Annotated in this window: 10 protein-coding genes; 7 read left to right on the top strand and 3 right to left on the bottom strand. The window is 70.0% G+C overall.

The annotated features are described in order from the left end of the window. Positions 1-151: 151 nt before the first annotated feature. The 3 genes from ACILSK_RS19415 to fmdA all read left to right on the top strand — a co-directional run bounded on the left by ACILSK_RS19415 (position 152) and on the right by fmdA (position 2359). A complete protein-coding gene (locus ACILSK_RS19415; protein ID WP_395728830.1) occupies positions 152-694 on the top strand; it encodes a hypothetical protein in 543 nt (180 codons plus the stop codon). Between the two features lie 83 nt (positions 695-777). Further along, positions 778-1065 carry an FmdB family zinc ribbon protein gene (locus tag ACILSK_RS19410; RefSeq protein WP_395728829.1) on the top strand — a complete coding sequence of 96 codons (288 nt, stop codon included), beginning with the start codon at positions 778-780 and terminating at the stop codon, positions 1063-1065. A 40-nt stretch (positions 1066-1105) separates the two neighbouring features. After that, positions 1106-2359, top strand: coding sequence for a formamidase (fmdA, locus tag ACILSK_RS19405; RefSeq protein WP_395728828.1), 1254 nt, complete (start codon positions 1106-1108; stop codon positions 2357-2359). Positions 2360-2465: 106 nt separating this feature from the next. Here fmdA and ACILSK_RS19400 read toward each other — a convergent pair whose 3' ends face one another. Then, entirely contained in the window at positions 2466-4046 is a 1581-nt protein-coding gene (locus ACILSK_RS19400; protein ID WP_395728827.1) for a CHAD domain-containing protein, read from the bottom strand. Positions 4047-4094: 48 nt separating this feature from the next. Continuing rightward, positions 4095-5111 (bottom strand): LacI family DNA-binding transcriptional regulator, encoded by a 1017-nt coding sequence (locus ACILSK_RS19395; RefSeq protein ID WP_395728826.1) that lies wholly within the window; start codon positions 5109-5111, stop codon positions 4095-4097. 312 nt (positions 5112-5423) lie between these two features. Here ACILSK_RS19395 and ACILSK_RS19390 point away from each other — a divergent pair, with 312 nt between their 5' ends. The 4 genes from ACILSK_RS19390 to ACILSK_RS19375 all read left to right on the top strand — a co-directional run bounded on the left by ACILSK_RS19390 (position 5424) and on the right by ACILSK_RS19375 (position 11482). Then, positions 5424-6611: a Gfo/Idh/MocA family protein gene (locus ACILSK_RS19390; protein ID WP_395728825.1), complete on the top strand. Its 1188-nt coding sequence runs from the start codon at positions 5424-5426 to the stop codon at positions 6609-6611. A 70-nt stretch (positions 6612-6681) separates the two neighbouring features. Further along, positions 6682-7428, top strand: coding sequence for a class I SAM-dependent methyltransferase (locus ACILSK_RS19385; RefSeq protein ID WP_395728824.1), 747 nt, complete (start codon positions 6682-6684; stop codon positions 7426-7428). 358 nt (positions 7429-7786) lie between these two features. Continuing rightward, positions 7787-10411, top strand: a complete 2625-nt coding sequence (gene clpB / locus ACILSK_RS19380; RefSeq protein WP_395728823.1) for an ATP-dependent chaperone ClpB — start codon at positions 7787-7789, stop codon at positions 10409-10411. Between the two features lie 321 nt (positions 10412-10732). Next, positions 10733-11482, top strand: a complete 750-nt coding sequence (locus tag ACILSK_RS19375; RefSeq protein WP_395728822.1) for a thermonuclease family protein — start codon at positions 10733-10735, stop codon at positions 11480-11482. A 217-nt stretch (positions 11483-11699) separates the two neighbouring features. Here ACILSK_RS19375 and ACILSK_RS19370 read toward each other — a convergent pair whose 3' ends face one another. Further along, positions 11700-12890 carry a DUF4573 domain-containing protein gene (locus ACILSK_RS19370; protein WP_395728821.1) on the bottom strand — a complete coding sequence of 397 codons (1191 nt, stop codon included), beginning with the start codon at positions 12888-12890 and terminating at the stop codon, positions 11700-11702. Between the last annotated feature and the right edge of the window lie 26 nt (positions 12891-12916).

The raw sequence follows: 12916 nt of genomic DNA, 5'->3' as shown, positions 1-12916 counted from the left end.
CGCACAGTCGCCGTGCCTTCCTACCGCACTGGGGCGCTCGGCCGACCCCGACTCCGACTACGACTCCGGCTGCGACGAAGCAGGGGGAACGGGACAATCGACGGATGGGCGAGCGGCAGCGAAGGAACCATCAACCCCTGGGCGCGACGGAATGACGGACGCGGGCGGCGGACCGGCAACGACTGAGCGGGGCGAGTTCCACGGCCGCCGGTGGTACCAGCGCCGAACGCCGCTGGAATCGCACGAGGCCTCCCGCCGGCTGTCCGCCTACGTCTACGGCAACATCCTGATCCTGGCCGCGCTGGTTCCGTTCCAGGAAGAGATCGACGCCCGGCATGCGATGGTCGTGGTGATCGGGACCGCGCTGTGCACGTTCATCGCGCACGCGTTCTCCGAGTACCTGGGCGGTGACGGGTCCGTCCATCCGCGGGCCCTGCTCCGCGAGTCGATGCCGATCCTGACCACCGCACTGGTGCCGCTGCTGTTGTTGTGGCTCTCCCAGGTGACGCGGCTGCAGATGTCGACGGCTCTGCTGATCGCCGAGATCGTGATCGTCGGCCGGATCGCGTCGACCGGCATGGTGGCGGCCCGGTTGCGCAACGAGAAGTCGCGGGTGCGAGTGCTGCTGGCCGGTGTCCTGGTCGCCGCAATCGCATTCGGAATCGTGCTCCTCAAGGTCGCATTGACCCACTGATCGGCCGAAAACGGTCACTCGTCTGGTGGACCGCGGATGACTGCTCTACGGTGGAAGTTCGACCAACGGAGGTCACCAGCTTCATGACGATGTATGCGTTTCGGTGTCAGGAGTGCGGTCCGTTCGATGCCCGTTATCCGATCGGCTCAGCCCCGGATCGCTCCTCGTGCCCCGACTGTGGTGGCCCGTCGTCGCGGATGATCACCGCCCCGGGAATCGCCGGCGGACGCGATCCGTACCGCCTCGCGGTCGAACGCACCATGGCCTCGGCCGACGCCCCCCGGGTCGTCTCGTCGCTCCCGGCGACGAATTCCCGCCGGCCGGTGCGGGTGACCACTCACCCGTTGCACCGCACCCTCCCGCGACCGTAGTCGCCGTGGTATCCGTCCACCCGCTCAACGAGGAGCTGCCATGCCCGAAGTGATCTTTCCGCTCGACTCGTCCCGCAAGTTCGAGGACCAGGAGAAGATCGGTCACAACCGTTGGCACCCGGAGGTTCCGCCGGCGGCCACGGTCAAGCCCGGGGACAGCTTCCGTGTGCACTGCCGCGAATGGTTCGACGGCGCGATCGTCAACGACGATTCCGCGGACGACATCCTGAACGCGCCGCTCAAGACGGTGCACAAGCTGTCCGGGCCGTTCCGGGTGGAGGGTGCCAAGCCCGGCGATCTGCTGATCGTCGACATCCTTGACGTCGGGCCGATTCCCCAGGAGGACTCCGGCCCGCTGGCCGGTCAGGGCTGGGGCTACACCGGCATCTTCGCCAAGAGCAACGGCGGCGGTTTCCTCACCGACCAGTTTCCCGACGCCTACAAGGCGATCTGGGACTTCACCGGTCAAATCGCGACATCGCGCCATATCCCTGGAGTTTCGTTCGCCGGGCTGATTCATCCCGGGTTGATGGGCACCGCCCCGTCCGCCGAACTGCTGGCCAGGTGGAACGCCCGGGAGCAGGCGCTGATCGACACCGATCCGAACCGGGTACCGCCGTTGGCGTTGCCGCCGGAGCCCGAGTTCGCCGTGCTCGGATCGCTGCCGGAATCGGAGTACGCCCGGGTGGCCGCGGAAGCCGCGCGCACGGCCCCGCCGCGGGAGAACGGCGGCAACCAGGACATCAAGAACCTGTCGAAGGGCACCCGGGTGTTCTACCCGGTCTTCGTCGACGGGGCCAATCTGTCGATGGGCGACCTGCACTTCTCCCAGGGTGACGGCGAGATCACTTTCTGCGGGGCGATCGAGATGGGCGGGTTCATCGACCTGCACGTCGATCTGATCAAGGGCGGGATGGAGACGTACGGCGTCTCCGAGAACGCGATCTTCCTGCCCGGCACCGTCGATCCGAGATTCAGTGAATGGATTGCTTTCTCGGGGACCTCGGTGACCCTGGACGGCGAGCAGCGGTACCTGGACTCGCATCTGAGCTATCAGCGGGCGTGCCTGCACGCCATCGACTACCTGACCAAGTTCGGCTACTCCCCGGAGCAGGCCTACCTGATCCTCGGTGCCGCACCGATCGAGGGCCGGCTGTCCGGCGTCGTGGACATCCCGAACGCCTGTGCCACCGTGTATATCCCGACGTCGATCTTCAATTTCGATGTGCGGCCCAGCGCATCCGGGCCGACCCAGATCGATCCCGGACCGGGCGCGCCGCACTCCGCGCCCTGACCCCGGCCCGCGCGCCCCGGGCAACCCCTGCCGACGTGAGCCACCTGCAGGTTCCGCGCGGCGGAAGCACATGGATGGCTCACGCCGGCGGGCCGGGGCCGGCGGGTCAGTGACCGAAAGCGGCGACCAGTTCGCCGTCCTCGATCCGGTCCCAGGCGTCGGTGAAATCGTCGACCGCGGCGTGCGCGAGGTTCTGCTCGATCGCGTGCAACCGGCCGAAGATGAACCCGGCGACCCCGTCGGTGTCGCTCTCGATCGCCAGGGACGCCAGCAGCTCGGCCGCCCGCCGGGCATCGAGGTGTTCCTCGACCGATTCCTGGAGTTCCTCCAACGACGTGGCGAGCACGGCGGCGTCCGGACCGAGCGTTCCGACCGTCGCCTCGGCTGCGTAGCGCATGGTCGTCGCCCAGTCGCCGACCTCCTGCAGCGGTGACGTCCGGGACGGATCGGCGAGCGCAGCCTCGGCTAGCTCGGCGAGCCGGTGCCATCCCGCGGACAGCAGCACTGCGAGTTCGCGGGCGGCGGGTCGCTGGGCGCGCTTGGCCAGGGGCGGCGCCGCGATCAGGTCGTCCAGGGCCTGCAGCGTCGTCAGGTAGTCAGGGCCGGTCAGGAACAGCCCGGCCCGATCGGCGGCCCGGGTCAACCGAGCGGCGCAAGCCTGCTCCAGCCGGGTGCGGGCCCGGTCCCGGTACGGGGCCGGCTCCTCGGTGAGCTGATCGACCAGGCGTTGCCGTGCCGACCGGACGTCACGAGCCCCGTCGAAGGTCGCGGAGGCGCCGCGCAGCGAATCTCGCAGCGCGGATGGCGTGCCGCCGTCGAACAGCGGGGCGAACACGGTGAGCACGGCGGCGATCCGGCGGCAGATCGTCCGGGCGTCCAGCGCGGCGGCCGGGTCGCCCTCCCGCACCGCCCGGTCGGCGGCGATCAGCAGCTCGGACTGCCGGGCCACGTACCCGACGACCACGTCCCCGGCGGACTTGTTGCGACGGAGTGAGGGTCGCCGGAAGTCCAGGGCCCGCGCCAATTTGGACGGCGACGCAGCCGGCCGCGCCCCACCCGAGACCAGGACGTCGACGGTCGCGGCCAGCTGCTCGCGGGTTCCCCCGACGATCTCGGCCTCGACCTCCCGCCAGTGACGGGTCCGGTCGTCGGCGAGCGAGGTGGCGGTGACGTGGTCATCGGCGACCTCGATCAGCACCACGCCCGCGGCGTCCAGCAGATGACGGACGGTGCGCTCGTTGAGGATTCGACCGACCGGGACGAGCGGCCGACCTCGGGCGGCGCCGAGCACCAGGTCGCCGATCTCACCGGGCACCGCCTGCCCGTCGCCGGCGCTCAGCGGCAGCCCGATCTCGGTGCGGGCACCGTCCACGGCCGGCAGCTTCAGGTGCCAGCCGGCGTCCGAGCCGCCCGTGCGCCGGCGCAAGGTGATCTTGGACCGGAGCAGGTCGAGCCGGTCGGTGTCGTAATAGACGGCGTCGAGATGGTGGGTCACCGGCTCGGCGACGCCGGCGATCCCGACGGCCGCGAGTCGCTTGCGTTTGGCCAGTGGCGGCAACGACGCGTCGGGGTCGAGCTCCAGCTTGGTCTCGATCTCGAGCTGCCGCGTCGGCCCCGGGATCGCCGAGGGCGCGGGGACCTCGCCGGCGACGACTCCGGCGGCGGACTTCTTCTGACGGGCGGCCATACCTGTCGTTGGTACCCGCTCGGACTCCGCACACCAAACTGCGGCGTGTCACGGCGCGGCGGTCGAGCCCCGCACCTGCAGCGCCGGCCGCAGCAACTGCACGTCGCCCGGCCGAGTCGGATCGGCCATCCGGCGCAGCAGGGCCCGGGCCGCGCGCCGACCCACCTCGATATTGGCGTTGTCCACACTGGTGAGCCACAGATGACGGACCTGGGCGAGTGAGGTGTTGTCGTAGCCGACCATCGACACGTCCTGCGGCACCCGCAGGCCGAGCTCGGCCGCCGCGGACATGGCGCCGATGCAGCTGATGTCGTTGACCGCGAACACTGCGGTCGGCCGGTCCGGTCGACCGAGCAACCGGACAGCCGCCCGGTAGCCACCCTCCTCGGTCATGTCTCCCGCCTCGATGGTGATCCGATCGGCCAGTCCATGCGCGGTCATCACGTCGACGTAGGCGTCGTGGCGGAACCGGGCCACCGCCCCGTGGCCGCCGGCCAGGTGCGCGATCCGCCGATGACCGAGCTCGATGAGGTGTTCGACCGCCAGCGTGGTGCCGATCCGGTCGTCGTTGGCGATCACGTCGACCCGGGGCAGCACGATGTCCCGCCCGGCGGCCACCACCGTCGGCACCGCGGCCGCGGCGGCCGTGATGGACGCGGTGGACGGCATCGAACCGGCGAGGAGAAGCCCGTCGACCCGCATCTCCAGGAATCCGCGGAGCAGGGCCTCGTCCGCCCGCCGGTCGACCCGGGCGTCGGCCAGCAGGCAGCGGTAGCCGTGTTCGTCAAGCACGGCGGTGATGCCCTCCAGGCAATCGACGAACCAGGGGTTGCGCAGATCGTTGAGCAGGAGCCCGACGGTCTGGGTGCGCTGCGCAGTCAGCTGCCGGGCAATGGCGTTCGGTCGATAGCCGAGCTCGTCGATGGCCTGCTGGACGGCGTCTCGCCGGGCCGGGCTGACGTGCGGCGACCCGCGGAGGACCAGCGAGACAAGGGATTTGGAGACACCGGCCCGCATGGCGACGGTCCGGATGGTCGCCGGTCGGGCAGCGGGTGGTTCGGTCATGCCGATCCCCTCACCGTTCTTGGACCGGTCCATGTTAGCCGCTCGCTGACCCGCCGTCCGGCCCGAACGGCGGGCCGGGTTGTGGTCGGTGGTGGGGCCCGGGGCGGCCGCAGGCCATCGAATTGCCGACTTCGGGCGTCCTGAATCGGTACCGAAGGGCAAAACGTGGCAGGTCGGCGACGTGGATGCGGCGGCGCATCGGCTCGAATGATCCAGAACCCAGGGCTTGACGTTGCCGTGAGAGATTGCCAAGATGTCAGAACATTTGGACCGGTCCACAACGAAGGTGGACGACCCGTGGGAGGACCCGCCGTGACGAACAACGACCGCGCGACGCTCGGGGTGGCGGTGGCCGGATTCGGCTGGATGGGTCGCGTGCACACCCAGGCGTACGCCCGGCTGCTGCATCACTACCCCACCCTGCCGCTGGTCCCGAAGCTGGTCGCGGTCGCCGACGAGGTGCCCGGCCGGGCGGAGGAGGCCGCCGCGCAGTTCGGCTTCACCGAGGCCGTGCGGGATTGGCGTGAGCTGGCCGCCAACCCGGCGGTGGACGCGGTCAGCGTCACCGCCCCGAACTTCCTGCACCGCGAGATCGGCGTGGCCATGGCGGAGGCCGGCAAGCACATCTGGATCGAGAAGCCGGTCGGCCTGACCACCTCCGACGCGCAAGCCGTCGCCGACGCGGTGGCGACCGCCGGGGTGCAGGGCGCGGTCGGCTTCAACTACCGCAACGCGCCGGCCGTCGAGGCGGCCCGGGATCTGATCGCGGCGGGTGAGATCGGCCCGGTCACGCACGTCCGCGTGCGGTTCTTCAGCGACTACGCCGCGCACCCCGAAGGCGCGCTGACCTGGCGGTACGAGAAGCGGCGCGGCGGGTCCGGCGTGCTCGGCGACCTGGCCTCGCACGGTGTCGATCTGGCCCACTTCCTGCTCGGCGACATCACCTCGTTGGTCGCCGACACCGCGATCTTCGTGCCCGAACGGGGCCGGCCGAGCGGCGCCACCACCGCGCATGCGCGAGCCGCCGGCGGCCAACTCGGTCCGGTGGAGAACGATGACTACGCCTCCGCGCTAGTGCGTTTCGCGTCGGGGGCACGGGGTGTGGTGGAGGCCAGCCGGGTCGCCGTCGGCGATCAGAACGCCTACGGCTTCGAGATCCACGGCACCAAGGGCGCCGTGCACTGGGATTTCCGCCGCATGGGCGAGCTGGGCCTGTCTACCGGCACCGCATACCAGGACCAGCCGATCTCCACCGTCTTCGTCGGTCCGGGCGCCGGCGAGTTCCAGGCGTTCCAGCCGGGGGCGGCCAACGCCATGGGCTACGACGACCTGAAGGTCGTCGAGGCGGCCCGGTTCGTCCGGTCGATCGCCGAGAAGCAGCCGTACGGCGCGACGCTCACCGACGCGGTCCGGTCGGCGCAGGCCCTGGACGCGATGGTCGAGTCCGCCTCGTCCGGACGTTGGGTCTCGCTGTCAGCCAGCTTGCCGAGCGGACGGTGATCACCGCGGCGGCGCCGACGGTCAGGATGGTCGGCCGGATTCGTTCGACGCCCCCGCCTACCCTGACCTCATGGCGGATCGTGACGAGATGGCCACGTCCTTCGGTGCCCAGGCCGGCTCGTACGAGTCGGGGCGTCCGGACTATCCCCGCGACGCCGTCGCCTGGCTGCTCGAACCGGTTTCCGCGGGAACGTCCCCGCGGGTTGCCGATGTCGGCGCCGGCACCGGCAAGCTGACCCGGGTCGCGGTGGGGCTGGGCGCGACGGTGACCGCCGTCGAACCCGATGAGGCGATGCTCGCCGTGCTGACCACGGCCGTGCCGGGGGTGGCGGCCGAGGTCGGCAGTGCCGAGAAGCTCCCGCTCGACGACGCCAGCCAGGACGCGGTGATCCTTGGCCAGGCGTGGCACTGGGTCGACCCGGTCGCCGGCTCGCGGGAGATCGCCCGGGTGCTGCGGCCGGGTGGGGTGCTCGGCCTGATCTGGAACATCCGGGACGAGCAGACCCCGTGGGTGCGGCGGCTCACCGAGATCATGTGGCCCAGTCGGGCCGAGACCGCGCTGAGTGAGGGCGGTCCCGTGGTGGCCGCCCCATTCGGCCCGCTGGAGCAGCAACAGTGGTCCTGGGTCCGGCCGATGAACCGGCAGCGGCTGCTGGACCTGGTCCGGTCGCGCAGCTATGTCATCACCGCATCCGACGACGAACGGGCCCGCATCGAGGCCGGCCTGGCCGACCTGCTCGACGATGTCGGTGCGGTGGGCGGGACAACCGTCGGGATGCCCTACGTGACCAGCGCGTTCCGGGTCCTGCGACCGTGACCGGGGATCTCGCGCGTCGGTCGTGAACGGGAACCCGTCCGGTCGATGCCACCGGTAGGTGCCTCCGTGACATGGCGAAGACCGCGCGCTCGACCTCCGCAACGAGCTCAAGCGGACGATCGAGATCGAGGCGCGCAGGACGGTGACGTCGACGTCGGAGGCGGATGTGGTGCGACGGACGCCCGGCCGGGCGTTGGTGACCTTGCTGGTGACCAATCTTGAGCGGAATAGACTCAACTTTTGTGCGTTGCATCATGTGGACGTCTGGGTAGGCTGAAGTTGGTCCGTATCGGCGTCCGCAGAACATCCAGACAGACGAGACCCATCGGCAGCGCAAAGAAAGGCACAACAACCAGCCGTGAACCTCGAGAACCTCACTACGAAGAGCCGCGAGGTCGTCACCGCGGCCGTCACCGCCGCCACCTCCGCCGGGCACTCCTCGGTGGAGCCGGCCCATCTGCTGGGCGCACTGCTGGTGACCCCCGGTTCGACCGCCCCGGGCCTGCTGCGCGCCGTCGGCGCCGATCCCGCCGCGGTCAAGAGCCGCAACGACGCCCTGCTGGGCCGTCTCCCGCGGATCAGCGGCACTACCGTCGCGCCACCCGGCCTTGCCCGTGCCGTGGCGAACATCCTCACCGGCGCCGAACAGATCATGCGCGCCGCGGGTGACGAGTACCTGTCCACCGAGCACCTGCTCGCCGCGCTGGCGCGCCCGGGCACCGATGCGGGCGACCTGCTCAACCAGCTGGGAGCGACCACCGACAACCTGGTCGAGGCGTTCCCGGTGGTCCGGGGCGGCGACCGCAAGATCACCAGCCAGGACCCGGAAAGCACGTTCCAGGCGCTGGAGAAGTACGGCGTCGACCTGACCGAACGCGCCCGCGAGGGCAAGATCGACCCGGTCATCGGGCGGGACTCCGAAATTCGGCGGGTCGTCCAGGTGCTGTCCCGGCGGACCAAGAACAACCCGGTCCTGATCGGCGAGCCCGGCGTCGGCAAGACCGCCGTCGTCGAGGGGCTGGCCCAGCGGATCGTCGCCGGCGACGTTCCCGAGTCGCTGCGCAACAAGAAGCTGATCGCCCTGGACATGGGCTCGATGATCGCCGGGGCCAAGTACCGCGGCGAGTTCGAGGAGCGGCTCAAGGCCGTCCTGGAGGAGATCAAGAACTCCGACGGTCAAGTGGTCACGTTCATCGACGAGCTGCACACGGTGGTCGGCGCCGGCGCGACCGGTGAGGGCGCGATGGACGCGTCCAACATGCTCAAGCCGATGTTGGCCCGCGGCGAGTTGCGGATGGTCGGGGCGACCACCCTGGACGAGTACCGCGAGCACATCGAGAAGGACCCGGCGCTCGAGCGACGGTTCCAGCAGGTGTTCGTCGGTGAGCCCAGCGTCGAGGACACCGTCGGCATCCTGCGCGGCATCAAGGAGCGGTACGAGGCGCACCACGGGGTGCGCATCGCCGACTCCGCCCTGGTCGCCGCGGCGACGCTGTCGGATCGGTACATCACCAGCCGGTTCCTGCCGGACAAGGCGATCGACCTGATCGACGAGGCCGCATCCCGGCTGCGCATGGAGATCGATTCTCGTCCGGTCGAGATCGACGAGCTGCAGCGATCCGTCGACCGGCTGAAGATGGAAGAGCTGGCGCTGGAGAAGGAGTCGGACGCCGCGTCCCAGGATCGGTTGACCCGGCTGCGCCGCGACCTGGCCGACAAGAACGAGCAGCTCACCGCGATGAACGAGCGATGGGAGCGCGAGAAGTCGGGCCTGAACCGGGTCGGCGAGCTGAAGAAGGAGCTCGACGAGCTGCGCATGCAGGCCGAGCGGCACCAGCGCGAGGGCGACCTGGCCAAGGCGTCCGAGCTGCTCTACGCCCGCATCCCGGCGCTGGAACGCGAACTTTCGCAAGCCATCTCGGCCGAGTCGACGGATGAGGCCGCTGAGACACCCATGGTCAGCGAAGAAGTCGGACCGGACGACATCGCCACCGTCATCGCCGCCTGGACCGGCATTCCGGCCGGCCGCCTCATGGAGGGCGAGACCGAGAAGTTGCTGCGCATGGAGGAAGAGCTGGGCAAGCGCGTCGTCGGCCAGGCCGAGGCCGTCCGCGTGGTGTCCGACGCGGTGCGGCGCTCGCGGGCCGGCATCGCCGACCCCGACCGGCCCACCGGCTCGTTCCTATTCATCGGTCCGACGGGCGTCGGAAAGACGGAGCTGGCCAAGGCGCTCGCCGACTTCCTGTTCGACGATCCGCGGGCGATGGTCCGCATCGACATGAGCGAGTACTCCGAGAAGCATTCGGTGGCCAGGCTCGTCGGTGCGCCGCCGGGCTATGTCGGATACGACGAGGGCGGTCAGCTGACCGAGGCGGTCCGCCGCCGGCCGTACTCGGTGATCCTGCTGGACGAGGTGGAGAAGGCCCATCCGGACGTCTTCGACATCCTGTTGCAGGTCTTGGACGACGGCCGGTTGACCGACGGTCAGGGCCGCACGGTGGACTTCCGCAACACGTTGCTGATCCTGACGTCGAACCTGGGCAGCCAGGCGCTGATGGACCAGAGCATGTCGGAGGAGCAGCGCCGGGAGACCGTCATGTCGGTCGTCCGGGTGGCGTTCAAGCCGGAGTTCCTCAACCGGCTCGACGACATCGTGTTTTTCCACGCGCTCACGGTCGGCGAGCTCGGTTCGATCGTCGGCATCCAGGTGGACGCGCTGGCCAAGCGGCTCTCCGCGCGGCGGTTGACCCTGGACGTCACCCCCGACGCCCGCGAGTGGCTGGCGATCGGCGGGTTCGACCCGCTATACGGGGCGCGTCCGCTGCGCCGGTTGATCCAGTCGTCGATCGGCGACCAGCTGGCCCGCGAGCTACTGGCCGGCCGGATCCGGGACGGGCAGACCGTGCGGGTCGACGTCAACGACGACGACCCGGGCGCGCTGGTCGTGCGGCCGGTCGACGAGACCGTTCCGCTGACCGTCTGATCGGTCGGTCCAGGTCGGGCGCGGAACATCCGCGGGCGTGATGCCGGCCGTTGTTCCGCGCCTCTGGGACGGTGCGAGTGCGGGAGCTCGAACTCGGATCCAGTTGCTGCCGTTGGCCGATCGTCGGGCATGTCCGGCTGTCCCGGCACGTACGCTGCGATCGGGACGTCGGGCGCAGGGGGATCGATGACGATGTCGGGCGGGCCGCGCCGCCGCGCGCGCCGGGGGTTGACGGTTGCCGTGGGAGCTGCGGCCGTGGTCATGATCGCCGCCGCCGTTGTCGCCACTGGGATCTTTCGACCGGCCGCCGGCGATTCGTCCGTGACCGGCGACCCGCCGCGATCCACTGGCCTCACCTCCGCCTCGACCTCGGCGGCCACTGCGTCCGATCTGGGGAGCATCGCCCCCACGTCGGGCTACGTGCTCAAGGTTGTCGACGGCGACACCCTGCACGTGCGGATCGACGGCACGGACGAGAAGGTGCGGATCATCGGCATCAACGCACCCGAGACGGACGAGTGCTGGGGCGGCGAGTCGACCGAGGCGGCCGCCCGGCTGTTGGACGGGGCAACCGTCACGCTGGTCGCCGACCCCACCCAGGCCGACCGGGACCGTTACGGCCGGCTACTGCGGTACGTCATGCTGCCGGACGGCACCGATGTCGGGCTGCGGATGATCAGCGACGGCGACGCCGACGAATACACCTACGACAACGCGTACGCCAACCAGCAGGCGTACCGGGCCGCCTACGCCGCCGCGGCCGCCGGTGGGCTGGGCCTTTGGAGCGTGGCGACCTGCGGTGGGAATCCGGCGCCGTCGGGAACGCTGACCACGTCGTCGCCGTCCACGCCGTTGCCGTCCACGCCGTCGCCGTCCACGGCGCCAACGGCCGCGAAGGCCGGCCCGAACGGCTGCGACATCAAGGGCAACATCAGCGCGAACGGCAAGATCTACCACCTGCCCGGCACCCGCGATTACGACCGGACGAGCATCGACGAGGCGAAGGGTGAGCGCTGGTTCTGCTCGATCGCCGAGGCGCAGGCCGCCGGGTGGCGGGCGCCGGGGACCTGATCGCCGCCGGCATCGGCGGCCGAGTTCCGCTCGCGCCTCGACTGAGCCGCCGCCCCGCCCGCGAACGAGATCTCGATGCCCTGTGCGACGCTGAATACGGCTCATCCCGCCCGGGTGGCGCGTATGCGCGCATCGGTGACGAACAATGATGGGAAGGACCGGACGAAGGAGCGCTGCGGTGACCAAGCCAGACCCAACGACGCGGTCGGGGTCGGCTTCACGAGCGCCTCGGCGCGGCCGGCTCGAGTCGATGGCCCGCGGTGCCGTGGGCGCGGCCTGGGCGGCGACCGGTCCGCTGCGATGGGGAGCCGGGCTCGCGGTCCGCACCGCTGAAACCGCGGTTTCGGAGGTCGTTTCGCTGGCCGCGCCGCGACCGACCGAACCGCACGGACCGGCCTCGCCGAGCGCGCCACCGTCGAGCGCGTCGCATGGCCTCACGAGCTTCATCGACCGGCTCGTCGGCACGCTGTCTCCGGTGATCGATTCGATCGTGCGGACCGCCCTGGACGATTTGGATCTGACCCGCATCGTGCTCGACCGGGTGGAACTTGATCGGATCGTCGCCGCCGTGGATCTGGATGCAGCGGTCGCCCGGGTGGACCTGGACGGCGCCGTTGCCAGGGTTGACCTGGACGGCATCGTCGACCGGCTCGACATCGCCCGCATCGTCGAAAGCCTGGACCTCAACGCGATCCTCGAGCATGTCGACCTCAACCGTCTCGTCGGACGGCTGGACATCGACGCCATCCTGGCCAAGGTCGACCTGAATGCGGTGCTGAGTCGGGTGGAACTGAACCCGATCCTGGCCCGAGTGGATCTGGACGCGGTGCTGTCCGGGGTGGATCTGAATGCGGTGCTGGGTCGGGTGGAACTGGACCCGATCCTGGCCCGGGTGGATCTGGACGCGGTGCTGTCCGGGGTGGATCTGAATGCGGTGCTGGGTCGGGTGGATCTGAACCAGGTCCTGGCTGGCGTCGACATCGCGGCCATCGTGCAGCGGTTGGACCTGACGGAGATCGTCGCCGGTGTCGATCTGGACCGGGTGCTGGCGGGGGTCGATCTGAACCGGGTCCTGGCCGGGGTGGACCTCACGGCGGTGATCGGTCGGGTGGATCTGAACCAGGTCCTGTCCGGCGTCGACATCGCGGCCATCGTGCAGCGGCTGGACCTGAACGAGATCGTCGCCGGGGTGGACATCGAGCGGATCGTGACGGGCCTGGACCTGAACGCGATCGTCGCCCGCGTCGATCTGGACACGGCCATCGGGCGCGTGGACATCATCGGCATCGCCAACAAGGTGATCGACGGCATCGACCTCATCCCGATCGCCGAGAACGTCGTCGACGGCATCGACCTCGCCGGCATCATCCGCGATTCGACCGGCAGCCTGGCCTCCGAGGCCGTGCACGGGGTCCGGGTGCAGGGTCAGAACGC

This window comes from Nakamurella sp. (assembly GCF_044224575.1).
Lineage (GTDB): Bacteria > Actinomycetota > Actinomycetes > Mycobacteriales > Nakamurellaceae > Nakamurella.
Note: the sequence above shows the minus strand (reverse complement) of the source record. Positions and strands in the feature narration are given on the sequence as shown.